General features: G+C 71.5%; 20 protein-coding genes. 16 read left to right on the top strand and 4 right to left on the bottom strand.

Translation table 11 applies throughout. The features are described from left to right. Positions 1-68 precede the first annotated feature (68 nt). From ACFYTE_RS16390 to ACFYTE_RS16360, 7 genes are all read left to right on the top strand, one after another. Positions 69-707: a TetR/AcrR family transcriptional regulator gene (locus tag ACFYTE_RS16390; RefSeq protein WP_388710074.1), complete on the top strand. Its 639-nt coding sequence runs from the start codon at positions 69-71 to the stop codon at positions 705-707. A 427-nt stretch (positions 708-1,134) separates the two neighbouring features. Further along, positions 1,135-1,833, top strand: coding sequence for a TMEM175 family protein (locus ACFYTE_RS16385; RefSeq protein WP_388710073.1), 699 nt, complete (start codon positions 1,135-1,137; stop codon positions 1,831-1,833). A gap of 344 nt (positions 1,834-2,177) precedes the next feature. Continuing rightward, positions 2,178-2,897 (top strand): GntR family transcriptional regulator, encoded by a 720-nt coding sequence (locus ACFYTE_RS16380; RefSeq protein ID WP_388710071.1) that lies wholly within the window; start codon positions 2,178-2,180, stop codon positions 2,895-2,897. Continuing rightward, positions 2,894-3,886, top strand: a complete 993-nt coding sequence (locus ACFYTE_RS16375) for an ADP-ribosylglycohydrolase family protein (protein WP_388710069.1) — start codon at positions 2,894-2,896, stop codon at positions 3,884-3,886. Before ACFYTE_RS16380 ends, ACFYTE_RS16375 begins: the two co-directional genes overlap by 4 nt. A gap of 128 nt (positions 3,887-4,014) precedes the next feature. Then, the gene (locus ACFYTE_RS16370) at positions 4,015-5,493 is read left to right on the top strand and encodes a purine-cytosine permease family protein (RefSeq protein ID WP_388710067.1); all 1,479 of its coding nucleotides are present in this window, start codon (positions 4,015-4,017) and stop codon (positions 5,491-5,493) included. Beyond that, positions 5,490-6,458 (top strand): PfkB family carbohydrate kinase, encoded by a 969-nt coding sequence (locus ACFYTE_RS16365; RefSeq protein WP_388710065.1) that lies wholly within the window; start codon positions 5,490-5,492, stop codon positions 6,456-6,458. The genes ACFYTE_RS16370 and ACFYTE_RS16365 overlap by 4 nt, the downstream gene beginning before the upstream one ends. 365 nt (positions 6,459-6,823) lie before the next feature. Next, on the top strand, positions 6,824-7,129 hold the full coding sequence (locus tag ACFYTE_RS16360; protein ID WP_388710063.1) for a PadR family transcriptional regulator: 306 nt from the start codon (positions 6,824-6,826) through the stop codon (positions 7,127-7,129). A 14-nt stretch (positions 7,130-7,143) separates the two neighbouring features. Here the strand turns inward: ACFYTE_RS16360 and ACFYTE_RS16355 are convergent, their stop codons facing one another. After that, on the bottom strand, positions 7,144-8,421 hold the full coding sequence (locus ACFYTE_RS16355) for an APC family permease (protein WP_388710061.1): 1,278 nt from the start codon (positions 8,419-8,421) through the stop codon (positions 7,144-7,146). Between the two features lie 223 nt (positions 8,422-8,644). On the opposite strand from ACFYTE_RS16355, the gene ACFYTE_RS16350 reads away from it, so the two are divergent. From ACFYTE_RS16350 to ACFYTE_RS16325, 6 genes are all read left to right on the top strand, one after another. After that, positions 8,645-9,715: a glycoside hydrolase family 43 protein gene (locus ACFYTE_RS16350; protein ID WP_388710059.1), complete on the top strand. Its 1,071-nt coding sequence runs from the start codon at positions 8,645-8,647 to the stop codon at positions 9,713-9,715. 27 nt (positions 9,716-9,742) lie between these two features. Further along, positions 9,743-10,792, top strand: a complete 1,050-nt coding sequence (locus ACFYTE_RS16345) for an aldo/keto reductase (RefSeq protein WP_388710057.1) — start codon at positions 9,743-9,745, stop codon at positions 10,790-10,792. Continuing rightward, the gene (locus ACFYTE_RS16340) at positions 10,789-11,388 is read left to right on the top strand and encodes a DinB family protein (RefSeq protein ID WP_388710056.1); all 600 of its coding nucleotides are present in this window, start codon (positions 10,789-10,791) and stop codon (positions 11,386-11,388) included. The genes ACFYTE_RS16345 and ACFYTE_RS16340 overlap by 4 nt, the downstream gene beginning before the upstream one ends. Positions 11,389-12,010: 622 nt before the next feature. Further along, positions 12,011-13,201: a hypothetical protein gene (locus ACFYTE_RS16335; protein WP_388710054.1), complete on the top strand. Its 1,191-nt coding sequence runs from the start codon at positions 12,011-12,013 to the stop codon at positions 13,199-13,201. Between the two features lie 91 nt (positions 13,202-13,292). Beyond that, positions 13,293-14,813, top strand: a complete 1,521-nt coding sequence (locus tag ACFYTE_RS16330) for a sensor histidine kinase (RefSeq protein WP_388710053.1) — start codon at positions 13,293-13,295, stop codon at positions 14,811-14,813. A 4-nt stretch (positions 14,814-14,817) separates the two neighbouring features. After that, positions 14,818-15,471, top strand: a complete 654-nt coding sequence (locus ACFYTE_RS16325; protein ID WP_388710051.1) for a response regulator — start codon at positions 14,818-14,820, stop codon at positions 15,469-15,471. Positions 15,472-15,572: 101 nt separating this feature from the next. Here ACFYTE_RS16325 and ACFYTE_RS16320 read toward each other — a convergent pair whose 3' ends face one another. After that, entirely contained in the window at positions 15,573-16,100 is a 528-nt protein-coding gene (locus ACFYTE_RS16320) for a GNAT family N-acetyltransferase (protein WP_388710049.1), read from the bottom strand. 143 nt (positions 16,101-16,243) lie between these two features. On the opposite strand from ACFYTE_RS16320, the gene ACFYTE_RS16315 reads away from it, so the two are divergent. Beyond that, positions 16,244-16,756 carry a DinB family protein gene (locus ACFYTE_RS16315; RefSeq protein WP_388710170.1) on the top strand — a complete coding sequence of 171 codons (513 nt, stop codon included), beginning with the start codon at positions 16,244-16,246 and terminating at the stop codon, positions 16,754-16,756. A gap of 23 nt (positions 16,757-16,779) precedes the next feature. Here the strand turns inward: ACFYTE_RS16315 and ACFYTE_RS16310 are convergent, their stop codons facing one another. Beyond that, positions 16,780-17,649, bottom strand: coding sequence for an SDR family NAD(P)-dependent oxidoreductase (locus ACFYTE_RS16310; RefSeq protein WP_388710047.1), 870 nt, complete (start codon positions 17,647-17,649; stop codon positions 16,780-16,782). Between the two features lie 61 nt (positions 17,650-17,710). Here ACFYTE_RS16310 and ACFYTE_RS16305 point away from each other — a divergent pair, with 61 nt between their 5' ends. Continuing rightward, positions 17,711-18,166, top strand: a complete 456-nt coding sequence (locus ACFYTE_RS16305) for a MarR family winged helix-turn-helix transcriptional regulator (RefSeq protein ID WP_388710045.1) — start codon at positions 17,711-17,713, stop codon at positions 18,164-18,166. Positions 18,167-18,331: 165 nt separating this feature from the next. Here ACFYTE_RS16305 and ACFYTE_RS16300 read toward each other — a convergent pair whose 3' ends face one another. After that, the gene (locus ACFYTE_RS16300) at positions 18,332-18,523 is read right to left on the bottom strand and encodes an MbtH family protein (protein WP_388710044.1); all 192 of its coding nucleotides are present in this window, start codon (positions 18,521-18,523) and stop codon (positions 18,332-18,334) included. Between the two features lie 182 nt (positions 18,524-18,705). Between ACFYTE_RS16300 and ACFYTE_RS16295 the strand changes: the two genes are divergently transcribed. Continuing rightward, a complete protein-coding gene (locus ACFYTE_RS16295) occupies positions 18,706-19,482 on the top strand; it encodes a thioesterase II family protein (RefSeq protein ID WP_388710042.1) in 777 nt (258 codons plus the stop codon). Positions 19,483-19,560: the final 78 nt, after the last annotated feature.

The raw sequence follows: 19,560 nt of genomic DNA, 5'->3' as shown, positions 1-19,560 counted from the left end.
GGCCGATCCCGCTTATTGGGCGCACGACCAATTGCTTTATTGGTCACGTACTCAATAGCATTCACCGCATGACGTCAAGAGGTCCGGGCAAGCGCGTTCGCAAGGCACCCGCCGAGCGCCGCAACGAGATCGTCGCCACGGCGGCACGGATCGGGCTCACCGAGGGCCTGGAGTGCATCACCCTGCGCCGGGTGGCCGACGAACTGGGCGTGCAGCCCGGACTGGTCGGCCACTACTTCCCGGCCGCCGACCACCTGGTGGCCGAGGCCTTCACCAGCGCCACCATGGCCGAACTGGACGGGCTGCTCCCCGAGGAGGCCGCCGGGCCCGGACCCGACGGCCCGCTGCACACCTTCCGGGCCTTCTTCGGACTGACCGCCAGCGCCGAGTTCGACAACGTCAGCAGGCTCTGGCTGAACGCGCGGCACCTGTCGCGCTACCGCCCCGTGCTGCGCGACCACGTCGTGGCACAGGAACTGCTGTGGTGCGAGCGCATCGAGCGGATCGTCATCGCGGGAACGCAGGCCGGCGCCTTCTCCTGCGCGGATCCCTGGGCGGCCGCCACCCGCATCCTCGTGGCGATCGACGGTGCCAGCGCGTACATCAACACCAGCGCCGAGCACCGCCGGGCACCGACGGCCGACATGGCGCGCACCGTCGCGGAGGGCGAACTCGGACTGCCGCCGGGCACACTCGCACCCCCCTGACCGACGCGACTCACCCCGGCCGCACACGTGTCCGCCCGACCACCCACTGCCGACCCGGGCGCGCCGCCCTGCGGTGGTGGCCGACACATCGGCGCGTCGGGAGGTGGACAGTGATCACTGGGTGCGTCGGCGGAGAGAGTCTGCGACCGGGTGCCGTGCTGGAGCTGACGGGACTGCGAGTGTGCCGGGTCACGCGCATGGATGTCGCGGGTTCGGCACGCGGAAGCCGGCCTCCGGTGTGGACGGTCCTGGGAGTTCGGGAGCGACGCCGCCGGTGCCGACGACCCCCGCCGTGCGGTGGCGGTGGCCCATGGGTTCGGCGGCGCCGGTCGGGCATGCTGGGCGTGACCTACGCAGTGTGCCGTGCGGTCCCGTCGAAGGCCATGACGGTCGAAGGCCATGAACGTAGGAGGAAAGGAGCCCTCCCTTGCCCGCCCACCCCTCTGTGTCCCCTGCGCGGTTCTACCGTTCGGAGACGGCACGCGCCGAGGCCTTCAGCGACGGCGTCTTCGCGATCGCGGCCACCATCCTGGTACTCGGCCTGGCCAGCCCCCCGCACCGGCCCGGGGGCCTGGGGCATGCGCTCCTACGGCAGTGGCCCGCCTATCTGGGCTACGTGGCGTCCTTCAGCTACATCGCGGTGATCTGGCTCAACCACCATCAGGCCTTCGTACGGATCCGCATGATGGACCGGGGCCTGCACGCCGCGAACCTGTTCGTCCTGTTCATGACGGCGGCGCTCGCGTTTCCCACCGAGGTGGTCGCCGACGCGGTGCAGAGCGACGTCTCGGGCGCGGACGCGAGGGTGGCCGTCGCGATCTACGCAGGCGTGGCCGCGGCGTTGTGCCTGAGCTGGGTGGCCTTGTACTGCCGATTGCGCCACACTCCCGTACTCCTGGAGAGCACGGTCGAGCCCGCCTACGTGCGCCACGGCATCATCCGATCGGCGACGGGAGCGCTGGTCTACGGCGTGGTCGGCGTCCTGGGTGTGCTGATCACACCGCTGATCGCCCTCGTCGCGTTCGCCCTGCTGCCCGCGTTCTACTTCCTCACCAGCGAGGGGCTGCCGGGCGGCGGCCGTGACGCCTACGGCCCGCCCTCCGGCGGACAGCGGTCCGGGGGATGACGGGCTTTGTGGGCGAGGGGCAGCGTGGTGTCGACGTCGGCGCGCAGCGCGCCTGATCGGGCCATGGCGGCGATCGCCGCATACCGGCCCGGTCAAAGTGCACCTGGATGGTGAGGTAGCGCAGCTCCCGCTCCGCGGCGACGCGTGGTGCCTCCCGTGCGGTCGGCTTCGGTGCGCAGCAGGGTGACGAAGGTGCCACGGCCAGATGTCCCGCGCCGCCCTGGATCAGCACGCGCTGCCCCGCATCAAGCAGTCGTGCGCATTCGGAGCCGGTCCTGTCGCCGAGGAACTTGTTTTTTCTGTCGGCTATGGACCGGAACGACTTGTTCATTTACTGTCTAGACATGCCTGGACAGGTACACAAGCATCATCGCATCGCCCGCGTCCTCGCCGACGAGATCCGCGCAGGGGTCCATACCGACGGCAGCAGACTCCCGGGGGAGCACGCGCTCACCCAGCGCTTCGGCGTCAGCCGCACCACCCTGCGGCAGGCGCTTCAGGTCCTCGGGGAGGAAGGGCTCATCTCCACCCACGCCGGGATCGGCTCCTTCGTCACCTTCGAGGGAACGCCGCTCGACAACCGCCTCGGCTGGACCCGGGCCCTGGCCGAGCAGGGCACCGAACTGACCACCGAGACCCTGCGCTTCGAGGAGGTCACCGACCCCGGACTGGCCGCCGAGCTGGGCCTCGCATCGAGCGCGTTCATCGCCCTCGACCGGGTCAGACGGCTCTTCGACGGACGGGGCGTATCCCTCGAACACAGCAGAGTCCCGGCCACCGGGGAACTGGCCGGGCTGCCCGAACGCGGCCTCGACGGCGGCTCGCTCAACCGGGCGCTGATCGCCGCCGGCCGCATCACCGACTCCGGCGAGGGCGTGGTGTCGGTACGCGGGCTCGACGCCGCGGAGGCGGCCGTACTGCACCGCTCGCCCGGCGAGTCCTTCCTGCGGCTCGCCCAGGTGTACCGGGCCGCCGACGGCTCGGTCGTCGAGCAGGTCACCAGCCTGCTCGACCCCACCAGATTCGAACTGCACGTCAGCTCGGGCCGAGGAGGCCGACTGTGACCGACCGACTCGACCACGCCCTCGGCGCCTACTACGGACTCGCCCTCGGCGACGCCCTCGGCATGCCCACACAGGTGATGTCCCGCGAGGAGATCGTCCGCGTCTACGGCACCCTCACCGGCTTCGAACCCGCCCGCCCCGACAACCCGGTCAGCGCGGGCATGCCCGCCGGGTCCGTCACCGACGACACCGACCAGGCCGTCATCGTCGGCCGGCTGATCGACGAGGGCCGCGGCCGGATCGACCCGCTGCGGCTCGCGCACGAATTGCTGGACTGGGAGAAGGAGATGAAGGCCAAGGGTTCCTTCGACCTCCTCGGCCCGTCCACCAAGGCCGCGCTGGACGCGGTGGCCCGTGGCGTCCCGACCGAGGAGGCGGGCAGGCACGGCACGACGAACGGCGCCGCCATGCGGGTCACCCCCGTCGGGATCGCCTTCGCCGCACAGCCGCTGGACACCTTCCTGGACCACGTCGTGGAATCCTGCCAGGTCACACACGACACAAGCATCGGGATCGCGGGCGCGGCCGCCGTCGCCGCCGCCGTCAGCACGGGCGTCGACGGCGGCTCGCTGGACGACGCCGTGACCGCCGCGGTGACCGCGGCCCGGGCCGGCGCGCGGCGCGGGCACTGGATCGCCGGAGCCGACATCGCGTCCCGGATCGAGTGGGCGTGGAACCTGGTGCGGGATCTCCCTCAGGCCGAGGCCCTGGACCGGATCGTCGCGCTCGTCGGCACCAGCGTCGCAAGCCAGGAATCGGTGCCCGCCGCGTTCGCGGTGCTCGCCGTGGCCGACGGCGATCCCTGGCACGCCTGCCTGCTCGCCGCCAACCTCGGCGGCGACAGTGACACCATCGGTGCGATCGCCGGTGCGGTCGCCGGTTCGGTCGCCGGGCTCTCGGGGCTGCCCGCCGCGGCCGTCGAGACGCTGCGCACCGTCAACTCCCTCGACCTGGAACCTCTGACCGCCCGGCTGCTCACCCTCCGCTGAGCGGCCCGCACACCCGGAGCCCGGCGGGAACCCCGCGTCCCCGCCGCTCGGCCCCCCTCCACCCCCTTGTTCTTCCTTGTTCTTCGTTCCACCACCCGCCCTTCCGCATCCAGCAAGGAGGTTCCGTCATGGCCGTTTCGAAGACGAACGATCGCGTCGGTGCCATCGAGACCCGAGGGATCGAACCGGTCCCCGACAACGAGCGGCACGGCCAGGCCGGCCAGATGTTCTGGACCTGGTTCGCCGCCAACATCAGCATCCTCGGGCTCCCGCTCGGTGCGACCCTCGTCGCCTTCCGGGGGCTGAACATCTGGCAGGCGGCACTCGTCGCCGTCATCGGTTCCTTCGGCTCGTTCGCGCTGGTGGGAGCCCTGAGCCTGGCGGGCAAGAAGGGCGGCGCGCCCGCGCTCACCCTGTCCCGCGCGGTCTTCGGACAGCGGGGCAACGCGGGTCCGACCCTGATCACCTGGCTCAGCCGGGTCGGCTGGGAGACGATCACCACCACCACCGCGGCCTATGCGCTGCTGGCCATGCTGGACACCGCGTTCGGGGTCGGCCAGAACACCGTGCTCACCCTCGTCTGCCTGCTGGTCTTCATCGGCTGCACGCTGCTGATCAGCGGGCTCGGCCATGCCACCATCATGTGGATCAACAAGTGGGCCACGATCGTCTTCGGGATCCTCAACCTGGTCGTGATGGGTTTCCTCGTCGCCACCGTCGACTGGGCCAAGGTCCTCGACGCCCCCGCGGGACCGTCCAGCGGGGTGATCGCGGGTGTCGGGTTCATCGCCGCGGGCACCGGTATCGGCTGGGCCAACGCCGGGGCGGACTACGCCCGCTACCTGCCCCGCGAGATCCCGGGCCGTCGGCTGATCGGGGCCTCCGCGTTCGGCGCGGGCATCCCCCTCGTACTGCTGATCTCGCTCGGCTCGCTGCTCTCGGCGGGCGACCCGACGCTCGCCACCTCCTCCGACCCGGTCGCCGCCATCAACGCCATGCTGCCCTCCTGGATGGCGATCCCCTATCTCGTCGCGGCCTTCGGCGGGCTGCTGATGTCGAACCACCTCTCCACCTACTCCGCCGGGCTGACGATGATCACCCTGGGGCTGCGGGTGCCGCGCGCCGCCGCCGTCGCCCTGGACGTGGTGCTGATGTTCGCCGGCGGCATCTACCTCATGCTGATCGCCGACGACTTCTACGGGCCCTTCTCGACCTTCCTGACCCTGCTGGCCGTACCCATCTCGGCGTGGATCGGGGTGATCGCGGTGGACTCGATGCGCGGGCGTACCTACGACTCCGGGGCGCTGATGGACACCACCCGCACCAGCCGGTACTGGTACTCGGGCGGGTTCCGGCTGCCCGCCGTCGCCGGCTGGGCCGCAGCCATCGTGGTCGGCCTGCTGTTCACCAAGGCATCGACGAGCGAGACCGACGTCTGGTTCGCGGGACCGCTCTCCAGCACCTGGTTCGGCGTGAACGGCCTCGGCTGGGCGATCTCCATGGTCGTCGGCGGTGTGGTGTACGCGCTGTTCGGCCGCCCCACCGGCGCCGGTGCGGGCAGCGCGCACGGATCCGCTTCCCCCGCCCTTCAGGAGACGGGACGATGAACGGCCGTCTCGTCCTCGCCGGGAACGTCATCGCCGATCTGGTGATCGAGATCCCCGCACTGCCCGAACGCGGCGGCGACGTCATCGGCACCCGCACCGAAACGGCCGCAGGCGGCGGTTTCAACACCCTGGTCGCGGCCCGGCGCCTCGGCACCGAAGCGGTCTTCGCCGGGCTGCACGGCACGGGGCCGTACGGCGATCTCGTCCGCACGGCGCTCGCCGCCGAACGCATCGACACGCTGCTGCCGGTCCGCACGGACGGCGACACCGGCTTCACCGTGGCCCTGATCGACGGCGGTGGCGAACGCACCTTCGTCACCAGCTTCGGGGTCGAGGCCACGCTGACGCAGGCGGACATCGACACGGTCGCCGCCCGGCTGCGCCCCGGTGATCTGGTGCAGCTGTCCGGGTACGGGCTGGTGCTGCCGGGCAACGGCCCGCTGCTGTCCGGCTTCACGGCCGGGCTCCCGGCGGACATCACCGTCTGCTTCGACCCGGCGCCCCTGGTCGCCGACATCCCCGAAGCCGTGCTCGCGCCGGTCCTCGCCCGAACCGACTGGCTCAGCGCCAATGCCCGCGAGGCCCGCCTGATGTCCGGGCACGAGGATCCGCGGGCCGCGGCGGCGGCCCTGCGGGAGCGGCTGGCCCCCGGCGCGGGCGTGCTCGTCCGGGCCGACAAGGACGGCTGCTGGCTGGCCGCGCCCGGCCAGGCACCGACCCATGTGCCGGGGTTCCCGGTCGAAGCGGTGGACAGCAACGGCGCGGGCGACGCCCATGTCGGTTCGTTCCTGGCCCTGCTCGGCCAGGGCCACGACCCGCTGACGGCGGCCCGCGGCGCCAACGCGGCGGCGGCGTACGCGGTGGGCCGTCGCGGTCCCGCGACTGCGCCGGGCCGGGCGGCGCTCGCGGCGTTTCTGGGCGCGGACCCTCTCGCGGAGCGGCTGTTCGGAGCGGAAGGCCGCTGAGCTACGGTTCCGGCCGTGTTCGGAGCCGAAGGCCGCTGAGCCACGGTTCCGGCCGTGTTCGGAGTCGAAGGTCACTGAGCTGCGGTTCCGGTCGTGTTCGGTGTCGGAATTCGCTGAGCCATGGCTCTGGTCGTCGCCCCTGTCCCTGGTCCCCGCGCGGTGTGCCCTGACAGGGCCGAGCGGCCCGCGGCGGCGGCCTACGCGGTGGGCCGCTCGGCCCCGCCACCGCGCCGGGCCGGGGGGCGCTCGCGGCGTTCTTGGGTGCGGACCCTCTTGCGGAGCGGGCGGCCCGCGGCGGCGGCGTAGGATCGGGAACCGATATCGGTTTCGTCACTGCCGGTCGGGCGGCGTGGAGGTGGGAACGGGTGCGGGAGTTCCAGCGGGGCGCGGTGCGGTTGCATATCCTGCACCACGCGGCCGAGGAGGAGATCCACGGCGCGTGGATGACCGAGGAACTGGCCCGGCACGGTTACGAGATCAGCCCGGGCACGCTGTATCCCACGCTGCACCGGCTGGAGGCCGACGGGCTGCTCACCTCCGAGCAGCGTGTGGTCGACGGCCGTGCCAGGAGGGTCTACCGGGCGACGGAGGCCGGGAAGCGGGCGCTGGCCGCGGACCGGCGGGCGCTGCGCGAACTGGCCCGCGAAGTCCTCGGTGACGACGCCCCGTAGGGCCGCGGCGGGACTCAGACGGCCGACCGTCCGGTGAGCGTGCGGCGGATGCCGTAGGCCGCGGCTCCGACGGCCAGGACCGCGGCTCCCGAGACCACCGAGTCGAGGGGCAGGGCGAACGCGAGGACGAGGCACCCGGCCAGGCCGACGACGGGGATGATCCGCGCCGGGCGGCCCTCCTGCGAGGTGAGGGTCCAGGCGGAGGCGTTGGCGACGGCGTAGTACACCAGCACTCCGAACGAGGAGAACCCGATCGCCCCCCGCACGTCCGCCATCGCCGCAACGACGGCCACCACGGCGCCCACCAGCAACTCGGACCGGTGCGGCACCTTGAACCGGGGGTGGACGGCGGACAGGACGTGCGGCAGATGCCGGTCCCGGGCCATGGCCAGCGTGGTGCGCGAGACACCCAGGATGAGCGCGAGCAACGAGCCGAGCGCCGCCACCGCGGCGCCCACCCGGACCACCGGTGCCAGCCAGTCGACGCCCGCGGCCCGCACCGCCTCCGACAGCGGCGCGGCGGCCCCCGCCAGACGGCTCGGGCCGAGCACCGTCAGGACGGAGACGGCCACCAGGGCGTAGACGACCAGGGTGATGCCCAGCGCGAGCGGGATGGCGCGGGGAATGGTCTGTGCCGGGTCCCGCACCTCCTCGCCCAGTGTGGCGATCCGGGCGTAACCGGCGAAGGCGAAGAACAGCAGGCCACCGGCCTGAAGCACCCCGCCGAAGGACGCGTCGGCGCCCAGGCTCAGACGGGTGGTCACCGCGACGTCGGAGGTGAGGGAGGCGACCACGACGGCGGCGAGTACCGCCAGGACGATCGCGACGATCACTCGGGTCAGCCACGCCGACTTCTGCACTCCCGCGTAGTTCACCGCGGTCAGCGCCACCACCGCCGCCACCGCGACGGCGTGCGCCTGTCCGGGCCACACATACGCGCCGACGGTGAGCGCCATCGCCGCACACGAGGCGGTCTTGCCGACGACGAAGGCCCACCCGGCCAGGTATCCCCAGAATTCACCCAGCCGTTCCCGCCCGTAGACATAGGTGCCGCCCGAGGCCGGGTACCGTGCGGCCAGCCGCGCCGAGGAGGTCGCGTTGCAGTACGCCACCACGGCCGCCGCGGCCAGCCCCAGCAGCAGACCCGAACCCGCCGCGTGCGCGGCCGGGGCGAGCGCGGCGAAGACGCCGGCGCCGATCATCGACCCCAGGCCGATCAGCACCGCGTCCGGCACTCCCAGCCGCCGCTCCAGCTCGTCCGGCACCACGGCCGCCGTCGAAGCCCTGCCCATGGCCCACTCCCTCACCGCAGTGCACTTACGGATCCCGATATCGGATGACGATATATGACCCCCACGGGACGGCTCCAGGGGCCCCGTCAGCGGCCCCGGCCGACGCCCTCGGTCGGCAGGCGCCCGCAGGCTTGACATGAGCAGGACTGGTCAGGATCCTGCCAGAGTGGCTTTCATCGATGTAAAGGCCCGGTTCCGCGGAGCCCGACCATGGAGCGTGACCATGAGGATTCTCCGAGGTCTCTACGGCGCCGTCAGCTTCGCCCTGGCCGCGGTCCTGGCGGCCGCGCTCACACTGGCCTCCGGCGGACCGGCCCACGCGGGCCGGACGACGCTGCGGGCCGCGGACCCGAGCGTGATCCGGGTCGGGGGCACCTACATCGCCGTGCAGTCGACCGGCGGGGGCATCTCGGTACGGCAGGCGGCGTCGACGGACGGACTCGCAGCCGCGCCCGCCCGGCAGGTCTGGTCGGACACCCGCGGCCGTGGTGAGGTGTGGGCTCCGGAGCTGGTGAGGGACGGCGGCCGCTACTACATCTACTTCACGGCAGGCGTCGGGGCGAACCACCGCATGTTCGTGATCAGCTCCGCCTCCGCGGACAGCGGGTACACCGCCGAGACGCAGCTTGCCCTGCCGGACGACAAGTGGGCGATCGACGGGACCATGTTCACCTTCTCCGGGCAGCGCTGGTTCGTCTGGTCGGGTTGGGCCGGTGACACGAACGTCGAGCAGAACCTGTACATCGCCCGGATGAGCAGCCCGACCACGCCCACGGGGGCGCGGCACATCATCTCGCAGCCGCGGGAGAGCTGGGAACGGGTGGTCGGCAACCCCTTCATCAACGAGGCACCGGAGGCCGTCAAGGACCCGAGCGGCCAACTGCACATCGTGTACTCCGCCAACGGCAGTTGGAGCGACCAGTACTGCCTGGCCGACCTGAGGCTGCGGCCCGGCGGCGACCCGACGTACGTGTGGGACTGGTACAAGTCGAACGGCTGCCTCTTCGGCTCCAACGCCACGACGATGATGCGGGGTTGGGATCCCACCCTGTACGTCAACGGTCCGGGGCACCACAGTTTCGTCCTGCTCGACGGGGACATCGCCACCAGCCCGCCCGCCGGCCCGAGGTTTCCCCTGATGTTCCACGCGGTGCCGAAGGGAACGCCGTACTCCTGGTCGAACCGCTACTGGTACACGGGCACCTTCTGCTGGTGGGGCGGGGTCACCTACAGCCGCGCCAACGTCCCCGGTCCGAACACCGACACCGGCTGGGGCCTGAAGTTCTTCGAGTGACCCAGGCCGGCCCCGGTGAGGAGCGGCATGCGCGCGGACGACTCGGTTCCCCTCGGGCGGACCGGACTGACGGTCAGCAGGCTCGGTCTCGGGCTCGCCTCCATCGGGGGGCTCTTCCGGCCCGTGCCGCAGCGACAGGCACTGGACACCGTCCGCCGCGCCCGCGATCTCGGCATACGCCTCTTCGACACCGCGCCCGTCTACGGGTACGGGCTGTCCGAGACCCGTACCGGCACCGCCCTGCGTGACGAGCCGAGGGACGCCTATGTGCTGTGCACCAAGGTGGGGCGGCTCATCGAACCGGGAGGGCCGGACACCCAGCCGATCTGGGCCGATCCGCCCCCGGGCCTCGGAGCACGCCTGGACTACTCCCGTGACGGCGTCCTCCGGTCGCTTGAGGAGAGCCTGGACCGGCTGGGCCTGGACAGCGTCGACGTGCTGCACATCCACGATCCCGAGCAGGACTTCTCCAGCTCCGTCGGCGACGCCTACCGCGCGCTCGACGACCTGCGCCGCGCCGGTGTCGTCCGTGCCGTCTCGCTCGGTGTGAACCATGCTGACGTCGCCGTGCGCTTTCTCCGCGAGGTTCCCGAGCCCGGCCCGGACTGCGTGATGCCGGCCGGACGCTGGAACCTTCTCGACCAGTCGGCGCTCACGGAGTTGCTGCCGCTGTGCCGGGAGCGCGGCGTGGCGGTCCTGGCCGCCGGAGTCCTTCAGTCGGGACTGCTCGCCGACCCCCGTCCAGGCGCGCCGCACGGATACGAGCGAATCCCGCCGGCGTTGGCGGCCCGGGTGCGGACGGTGCATGAGGTGTGCGCACGCCATGGCGTCCCGTCGGCGGCCGCCGCGCTGCAGTTCCCGTTCGGCCACCCCGCCGTGACCGCCGTCGTCGTAGGAGCCCGCTCACCGCGGGAGATCGAGGAGTCGGCCGCCCTGCTCGCACGCCCGCTCCCCGGCCGGCTGTGGTCGGACCTGCGAGACGTGGGCATACTCCCGCCCTCCTGGCACCCGCCCGCCCCCTCGCCCTGTTCTCGGGAGCCCGGCTGTCAGTGCCGGATGGAAGACTCCCCGGCGTGATCGAACCGAACCCGAAAGCGAACCTCCTCCGCTATCTGCAAGAAGGGCGTGACGCCCTCCTGTGGAAGCTCGATGGACTTTCCGAGTACGACATCCGCCGCCCGCTGACGCCCACGGGCACAAACCTGCTGGGGCTGGTCAAACACATCGCCGGCGTGGAGCTGGGGTATTTCGGCGACACGTTCGGGCGGCCGTTCTTCGACGGGGAGCCGCCGCCCTGGTGGTACACGGAGGACGCGGCACCCAACACGGACATGTGGGCCACGGCGGACGAGTCGCGTGAAGACATCGTCGGGCTGTATCGGCAGGCGTGGGAACACTCCGACACCACGATCGCGACGCTGGACCTCGACGCGATCGGTCACGTCCCATGGTGGCCGGAGGACCGGCGAGAGGTGACACTGCACCACATCCTGGTGCGCGTGATCTCCGACACTCAGCGGCACGCCGGGCATGCCGACATCGTGCGCGAGCTGATCGACGGGAGCGTCGGGTACTTGACGGGCAAGGACAACCTGCCGGCGGGGGATCGGGCGTGGTGGGAGAGGCATCGGGGTCGACTGGAGCGGGTGGCACGGGGATTCGCAGGCGGCTGATCCTTTCCCGTCGTCGCCAAACCGCAGGCGCCGAGATCGGCTGAGCCGCGCCGTTCAGCCGGCCTCGGCCCTCGGCACCCACCATGCCTGCGGCCTTACCCGCCTCGTCGCTCAGCGCCAGGAGGACGCCTCGGCGGTGGTCTTGAGGTCGCTCAGCCTCGTCGATGCGCAGCCCCTCACCGACCGCGGGACCGGTCCACCGGATGCAGGAGTTCGGTCGGATCTGCTGGACGGTGGAGGTGATGCGGAGCGTGGTGCCGACGGCGGCGAGTGCGGCCGTGAGCGCGGCGGCGCGTACCCCGGTCCGGGGGCGGCCCGTCGGTGAACTCTCGCTCGGCGGCAGCTGGTTGGAGTGCTGCTCGGACGACATGTGCGGGCGAGCACTGCTCATGGTGTTCCCGGCCGAACGCAACGACCGTCGGCCACTCGACGCTCTGGCGGGGGGCGTGGAGGGTGCCGGGCAGAGGGACCACGGCGCCGATCGGACCGGAAGGGTGGACGGTCGGCCGATGTGGTGCCGCAGCGGGTGCGCCTAGCGTTCTTCTCGTCAGGCCACCGCACTTCGAGGGGAATGTCGATGGGTCAGCGAGCAACGACCGGTGCACATGCCGACGGTACGGCCATGGCCGGGGCGACCACGGAGTTCGAACCGGACGTCATGGACCTGCTCGTGGAGACACTGCGCCGTGCGGTCAGGCGCGAGTTGCCGGTGGTGGGGACGGACACCCTGCTGGGGGAGCTGGTGTCGGGGGACACGGACGCCGGTGCGGCGATCGCCCCGGGAATGCGGAAGTCCGGCTCGCTCAGCGGTCTGATCTCCGGTCGGGCGGGCCGCGGTTGGGTGAGCGACGACGAGGCGGACGGCGCGCCGGTCCCGGCAGGACCCGACGTGGAAGCCGATCGGGAGGCCGATGAGAGGGAGGTCGAGGCCGCCTGGCGCGAGGCGTGGTGGCGCCTCGGTCTCGCGTCCGGCCGGTCCGCCCCGAAGAGCGGTCGGGTGCAGCCGGCGATAACCGGGGCGCTGCGCGGGTGCCTGCTGCTCGCGCTCGGGTCGGCCCGCGCCGAGGGCACGATCTCGGTCCGCTGCCGCCATGTGGCCCGTGCCCTCCTGGCAGTTCCGGACACCAGGGCACGGGAAGCCCTGCTGCTGGAGAGGCTGGACACGGCCGCCGCGGCCACCGCGCTCGACCGGGTGGACGCGGCAGAGAGCGAGGGGGTGGAATCCCGCGGAGTCACCCTTCTCCGGCGGGCTGGAACGGTGGGCAAGAGCGGTAACCGCCTGAGCCGCGCGCTGACTTCCTGGACCTCTCTGAGCACGGTGAACGGCTCACCCGTTCTGTTCGCGGTGTCCGTCGAGGCGGTACGCCAGGCGGTACGGTGCGGGCGTGCCGCGGTGGAGCCGGCGGACCTTGTGCTGGGGATGCTGGCGCTGGACCGGGCGCTGTTCGTCGCCGGACGCTCGCTTCCCGCAAGTCTGGCGGACGTCAACTCGGCCGTGGACCTGATGCGTCGGCACGGCGCACGGCAGGCCGCCCTCGTTTCTTCGGCCGCGGAGTCCCGGCCCGCTGCTGACGTCGACAGCGACAAGGTGTGGCTGTCGGCCGCCGCCGACCGGATCATGGCGGTGGCGCGGCTGTCGGCCGCCGAGCACGGTTCGCCCACGGTCGGCACGGTCCACCTGCTGCTCGCCCTGCTCGACGCGTCGGAGAAAGACGCGGGCGCGGCGGCGGGCAGCGCCGTCGTACGGCTGCTGGCCGCCGAGCGGGTGGACGTGGATGCGTTGCGGTCACAGCTGAGCCTCCGGCTCGCATGACCCCGAGGGCCCGCCGTGCGGCCACCGCCGCCGCGGCTACCGTTACCCCGGGGTGTGCCGAGGCGGCGGAGCGGGAGCGATGAGGAGTCGGGTGCGCGCAGGAACAAGACCGTCGCGGCTGTCCAAGCGGCTGGCACACACGGTGGTCGGTGGGCAGCGGCGGTTGCGCCGCGCGGCGGCCGAGAGCCGGGCCGCGCTGCGTGCCGCCCGGCCCCGTACGGTCGTCGTCGAGACCCTGCTCTTCGCCCTGGCGGCGGCCTTCGGTCTGGTGCCCCTGCTACTGGTGCCCCCGGACCGGCTGGTGTGGGCGGTGCTGGAAGGGGTGTGGGCGGCACTGCTCGTCCCCGTTCGGCGCGCCCGCCCGGCCGCCGCGGTCCTGGGGTCCGCCCCGCTGGTCGTGGGCGACAACGTATGGACGCTGGCGGTGGCGCCGCTGGTCGTGCTGTCCGCCACCCGTCGTCTCGCACCGCCGCGGCGTGCCTGGGTGGTGGTCGGGGTGGCCTGCGCCGTCGTCGGTGTCCTGACCGTCGCCCGTGGCCTGGTACTGCCCGAGGAACCGCCGCCGGCAGCGCCGCTGGCACTGATCGGCAACGCGGTCTCCGTGGTGCTGCTTCTGCTGCTGCCCGCCCTGGCCGGGACCCTGCTGGGCCGGCGCCGGCTGCTGGTCAACCTGCTCCGGGAACGCAACGCCTATCTGGAGCAGGCCCGCACGCTGACCGCCGTCGCGGCCAGGATGGAGGAACGCAACCGGATCGCGGGCGAGATGCACGATCTCCTGGGCCACCGGCTGAGCCTGGTATCGGTGCACGCCGGGGCACTCGAACTCGCCGTCGCGCGGAAGGCACCCGCCCTGGCCGAACAGGCCGAGCTGCTGCGTACGACCGCCGGTACGGCGATGGAGGAACTGCGGGACATCCTCGACGTCCTGCGGCACGAGGACATGCCGGACCCGACGGACGGCACCGGGGACGAAAGGGGAACACGGGACGACATCACCGCCCTGGTGAAGGAATCCCAGCGGACCGGCAGCACCGTCGAGTTGGAATGGTCCGTTCCCGACCAGGCCGAGGTGGGGCCCCGCACGCGACAGGCGATCCACCGCGTGGTCCGCGAAGGGCTGACGAACGTGCTGAAACACGCGTCCGGCGCGCCCACCCGGGTGGCGGTGAAGGGCGGGGACACCTGGATCGAGGTGTCCGTCACCAACGAGGCACCGTACGCGGCGAACCCCTCCCGCGGCGGAAACCGCAGCGGTCTGGCCGGCTGCCAGGAGCGGATCTCGTTGCTCGGCGGCACATTCCAGGCGGGCGCCCTGACGAACGGCGGCTTCCGCGTGGCGGCTTGGCTGCCCGCCCACGGGACCGGTTCCCCGGAAGCCGCCGCGCGGCCCAGGAGCGCCGCCGCACCTCTTGTGGACACGGCGCGCCTCCGCTCCGACGGCAGCGCACACGAGCAGTCCGACGGCAACGAACGGAAAGGGGCGCGCGCCCCGCTGCCGGACGAGATCCTGACCTGGCCGCGAGTCCTCGGGTCGGGCTGTGTGGCGCTGCTCGTGGTCCTGCCGACGGTCGCCTTCCTCGTCATCCTGCTCGCGGAAGCGGCCCTAAGATGAGCTGATGATCCGAGTCCTGATCGCCGACGACGAGGCGCTGATGCGCGCGGGAATCCGGCTGATCCTGGAGAACGCCGAGGACATCGACGTGGTCGCCGAGGCGGGCGACGGCCGGGAGGCCGCCGCGGCATGCCGCACCCAGGACATCGACGTCGCCCTGCTCGACATCCAGATGCCGAACGCGGACGGAATCGCCGCCGCCGAGGAGATCGCCCGTCTCTCACCCCACACCCGCGTGGTGATGCTGACGGCGTTCGGCGAGGAAGCGAGTGTGACGCGCGCGCTGCGGGCCGGGGCCGGCGGTTTCCTCCTCAAGGACACCGGCCCCGCCGAGCTGATACGGGCCGTGCAACTCGCCGCGAAGGGCGAACCCGTACTGGCGCCCAGGATCACCCGGCGGATGATGGAACGGCATGTCCGGTCCGGCCGGGAGACCGAGGCCGCGCTGCGCAAGACCGAAGAGCTGACCCCGACCGAACGGGATGTGCTGCGGCTGCTCGGCACCGGGCTGTCCAACGCGGAGATCGCCGATCAGCTGTACCTGAGCGCCGGCACGGTCAAGGCGCACATCAGCCGGATCCTGACCCGCACGGGGTGCGCCAACCGCGTACAGGCGGCCGTCCTCGCACACGACGCGGGGCTGCTCGAAGGCCGCTGACGTCGCAGGGGCGTTCGGGGGACAGCGAGGCCACGGACACCGTTGAGTTGCGCCCGGCACCGCCGACCGACAGCGAGTTCTTGGCCGCGGCGGGCGGCGTGTCAGTCGCGGGGCGCTTCGGCGATCTCTGTCGCGTAGATCCGGACCGGACGTCCGCACGTGGGGTCCACCGACGCACGCTCCAGCCGCATCCCCAGCTTCGTCATGACGCGCTCGGAGGCCCCGTTCCCCACTTGAGTGATGCCCACGATCCGCTCCAGCCCGCACTCACGGAACCCGAACCGCACTGCGGCGGCGGCAGCCTCGCTCGCAAACCCCTGGCCCCAGGAACGGCGCCCCAGACGCCACCCCACTTCGACCGCCGGCATCACCTCGGGCAGGTACTCGGGAACCGACAGGCCGGTGAAGCCGGCCAGCTCACCGGTGGAGCGGACCTCGACGGCGAACAGGCCGAAGCCGTTGGCCTCCCACTGCCGCTCCATGGCCTCGATACCGGCCAGAGTCTGGGCCGTATCACGAGTCGACCCGTCACCGATCCAGCGCATCACCTCCGGATCGGCGTTGACGGCAGCCAGCGGTTCAAGATCCTCATCGCGCCAGCGACGCAGGACCAAGCGGGCCGTCTCCATCCTGATCACCCGCCGATCGTATCCACAACCCGGCGGGCCGGCATACGCCTCGATACCCGGTTGCCCGCCGGTCCGCCGCCCGGCATAGTCGGCACGTGAGCGATGTGCCCGAGCGGTGGAGCCAGGCCAGTGTGTACCCGGACATGTGGGCGGATCCGGACGAGGATCCCCGTAACCGTGACGGGGCCTGCGCGGTCGGCGAGTTGGCGACGTTGCAGGAGTTCCTGAGGGACTATCGGCTGACCCTGCGGATGAAGTGCGAGGGCTTGGATCCGGAGCAACTGGCGCGCCGATCGGTGCCGCCGTCGACCATGTCCCTGCTGGGGCTGGTCCGTCATCTTGCCGAGGTGGAGCGGGACTGGCGCAACTGGGTCGTGCCGGGGGACCCGGCGCCGAAGCTCTACGGAGCGCGTGATGCCGACTTCGAGGGTGCCGTTGCCGAGCAGGCCGTGGTCGAGGGCGCATTCGCGGATCTCGCTCGCGAACAGGCGGCGACCGATGCGGTGCTGGCCGGGTATCCGGATCCGGGTGCGCGGGTGGGCAAGGACGCGATCGCCGTCCGAGAGCTGTGGGTGCACCGGGTCGAGGAGTACGCCCGCCACTGCGGACACGCCGATCTGCTGCGCGAATGCGTCGACGGCCGGGTGGGGCAGTAGTACCCCGGCCGGCCGACCCGGCATCACGGAGCCGTGAGGTCGGCGAGCAGGGCCACCGTTTCCGCCCACAGCTCGCCCTGAACGCTCTCGTCACGGCCGGGCTCGGGACATTCGAGGGGCTTGGCGTCGCGTACGGAGAAGTAGCCGCCGTCGGCGTGTGCGAACGCCGGATCGGTCGCCAGCCGCACGATGATGCCGGCGCCCTTGCGCGGGTCACCCACCCCGAGGGTGTTCAGTACGCGCCGCAGCAGCGCGGAACCGGGCAGGTCGCGCCCCAGGCCGGTGGCGTTGAACCCGGGGTCGCAACAGTTCACCGTGACCTTCCCGGGATCCAGGCGCCGGGCGAGTTCCTGGGTCCACATGATGGTCATGAGCTTGGTCCGGCCGTACAGCGCCATCGACTCACGCCGCGTGTAGGGGGCGGTGCGGCGCAGATCCTGCCGCGGCGAGATCGTCTTGGCCTGCCGGGCCGCCTCCGAGGCGACATTGACGATACGTGCCGGGCCGGACGCCGACAGGGTGTGCGTCAGAGCCTGCGTCAGCGCGAACGGGCCGAGGTAGTTGACCGCCGTCATCTCCGCCGTCCCCTCCGCCGTGATGCGCTGCGAGAACGCATGGAGGCCGGCATTGTTGACCAGCACGTCGAGTCGTGGATATCGCGCAGCGATCTCCTCGCCCACCCGACGGGCCTGGGACGTGACACCGAGGTCCGCGTGGAAGACGTCGGCCTGCGCTTCGCCGACCGTGCTCCTCAGCTCACCGAGAAGCGCCTCGGCCTTGGGCCGGGACCGTGCCACGACGCCGATGCGGTAGCCGCGGCGAGCCAGTTCGAGGGCGGTGATCCGGCCCAGTCCCGAGGTGGCGCCGGTGATCACTGCGACAGGACGGTTCATCGACTCGTCTCCCTAATCATGAGGTACCTCATTAATTCCTTGTGGGAAGATACCCGACACGATGAGTGAACACGAAGCGGAGCACACCGGCCCCGACCCGGCCCGCGTGGGGCTGCATTTCCTTTCCGTCGCCCACCAGGTGCGTCAGGAGGTCGACCGGCACATGGCCGCGGCGGGACTGTCGTTGGCCCGCACCAAGATGCTCCGGCTGCTGGCCGAGCGCGGCACCCTGCACCAGGCCGAACTGGCCGACGGCCTCGGTCAGGCGCCGCGTTCCGTCACCCAGGCGCTGGAGGCACTGGAACGGCTCGGCCTCGTCACCCGGACCGGCGATGAGAGGGACCGCCGCCGCAAGGTCGTGACCCTGACCGGCCGGGGACGGGCCGCCCTCGCGGCGGGAGAGCGGGCGGGAACGGAGCGGCTGCGGCAGCTTTTCGGTTCCCTCGACGGCCGCCGGCTGGTCGGCTTGGAGACGTTGCTCACTGCCCTCGACGCGGCGGGCACCGGCACGGACTGAACTGCGCGCGCCCACGCGAGGGCGCCCCCGGCATCGGCGACGGACCGGAGCGTGTGCGCCGTCCGGTCGCAGGTGGTCATGCACGTCACGGCCGGGTCGGCCACGTAGCGTGGTGTCGCGGCTTCGGGGCGGGGCCGGGCCCTGGCGGCAGACGCCTCTTCGGGATCAGGCCGTCGGCCCGCCGCGAACGCTCAGCGGGCGCATGTCCGTCCAGATCTCACTGATGTGGTCGAGGCATTCGCTCTTGGCGCCTGTCTTTCCGCAGTCGGTCCAGCCGAGCGGTATTTCCCGTTCCGCGGGCCAGATCGAATACTGCTCCTCGTGGTTCATGACCACTCGGTAGATGGTGTCGTCCATGGCGCCATGCCCCCGATCCGTGAACTTCCCCCGTGGCCTGCCGCGATGAGCTTGCGGGACGCCGGTCCCCTCTCGCGTGGCTTCTCTACAATGATCCGCCCGGCGGTCGTAGTCAACCTCTGCCCATGAACGGGCAATGTGCCGAGGCCGGTTGCCGAATCGTCGTGTGACAGGCTTGGCATTTGGTAAAGCCGCTGGAGGAGGATCACATGGGGGAGCCACATCAAGATCGGAACGATTGGGTCCGGATTTTTCATCCGGCGCCGGATGCGACGCGGCAGCTCGTCTGCTTTCCGCACGCGGGTGGTGCGGCCAGTTACTACCATGCGCTGTCGGCGGCGCTGAGCCCCGGCACCGAGGTGCTGGTGGTGCAGTACCCGGGACGCGAGAACCGGCTGTTCGACGAGCCGATCGAGGCGATGGACGCGTTGGCGGACGCGGCCCATCGGGCGCTGCGGCCCGAACTGGCCGGCCGGCCGGTCCTCTTCGGACACAGCATGGGCGCGATCGTCGCCTTCGAGGTCGCCCGGCGCATGGAGCAAGCGGACGGCCCGGGACCCGGGTTGCTGGTGGTGTCCGCCTGCCCGGCGCCTTCGCGGCGGGTCGACACGGGCGTACGGCTGCTGGGCGATGACGCCATACTGGCTGAAATCATGGGGCTCGGGGGCACCGACCAAGGGGTGGGCGGCCACCCGGAGCTGGCGCGGCTGATCATGCCCGCCATCCGTGCCGACCTGCACGCGATCGAGACGTACCGGGCCGAAGCCGATGCCACCGTGCACTGCCCGATCTCGGTCTTTGTGCCGGACAGCGACCCGAAGGTGACGTTCGCCGCGGCCGAATCGTGGCGCATGCACACCACCGCGGGAGTCGACCTACAGGTCTTCGTGGGCGGGCACTTCTACCTCGGCGCCCGGCCCGACGAATTCCTTGATCGGCTCCTCGGAGTGCTGGCGTGAAACCCCCGGTTTGAATCGAGCGAATCGGTCATGTCGGACGTGCGATGATCGCTTTCCTCTTGCGCGTGCAACGTCGGC

It is taken from the genome of Streptomyces sp. NPDC004629 (assembly GCF_042873595.1).
GTDB lineage: Bacteria > Actinomycetota > Actinomycetes > Streptomycetales > Streptomycetaceae > Streptomyces.
This window is presented reverse-complemented; position numbering and strand designations above follow the sequence as displayed.

Coding starts and splice junctions, on each gene's coding strand:
- ACFYTE_RS16380 (WP_388710071.1), top strand. CDS start 2,178: ATGCCTGGACAGGTACACAAGCATCATCGCATCGCCCGCGTCCTCGCC.
- ACFYTE_RS16335 (WP_388710054.1), top strand. CDS start 12,011: ATGGCCGGGGCGACCACGGAGTTCGAACCGGACGTCATGGACCTGCTC.
- ACFYTE_RS16325 (WP_388710051.1), top strand. CDS start 14,818: ATGATCCGAGTCCTGATCGCCGACGACGAGGCGCTGATGCGCGCGGGA.
- ACFYTE_RS16345 (WP_388710057.1), top strand. CDS start 9,743: ATGCGCGCGGACGACTCGGTTCCCCTCGGGCGGACCGGACTGACGGTC.
- ACFYTE_RS16310 (WP_388710047.1), bottom strand. CDS start 17,649: ATGAACCGTCCTGTCGCAGTGATCACCGGCGCCACCTCGGGACTGGGC.
- ACFYTE_RS16390 (WP_388710074.1), top strand. CDS start 69: ATGACGTCAAGAGGTCCGGGCAAGCGCGTTCGCAAGGCACCCGCCGAG.
- ACFYTE_RS16305 (WP_388710045.1), top strand. CDS start 17,711: ATGAGTGAACACGAAGCGGAGCACACCGGCCCCGACCCGGCCCGCGTG.
- ACFYTE_RS16365 (WP_388710065.1), top strand. CDS start 5,490: ATGAACGGCCGTCTCGTCCTCGCCGGGAACGTCATCGCCGATCTGGTG.
- ACFYTE_RS16315 (WP_388710170.1), top strand. CDS start 16,244: ATGTGGGCGGATCCGGACGAGGATCCCCGTAACCGTGACGGGGCCTGC.
- ACFYTE_RS16300 (WP_388710044.1), bottom strand. CDS start 18,523: ATGGACGACACCATCTACCGAGTGGTCATGAACCACGAGGAGCAGTAT.
- ACFYTE_RS16350 (WP_388710059.1), top strand. CDS start 8,645: ATGAGGATTCTCCGAGGTCTCTACGGCGCCGTCAGCTTCGCCCTGGCC.
- ACFYTE_RS16355 (WP_388710061.1), bottom strand. CDS start 8,421: ATGGGCAGGGCTTCGACGGCGGCCGTGGTGCCGGACGAGCTGGAGCGG.
- ACFYTE_RS16370 (WP_388710067.1), top strand. CDS start 4,015: ATGGCCGTTTCGAAGACGAACGATCGCGTCGGTGCCATCGAGACCCGA.
- ACFYTE_RS16320 (WP_388710049.1), bottom strand. CDS start 16,100: ATGGAGACGGCCCGCTTGGTCCTGCGTCGCTGGCGCGATGAGGATCTT.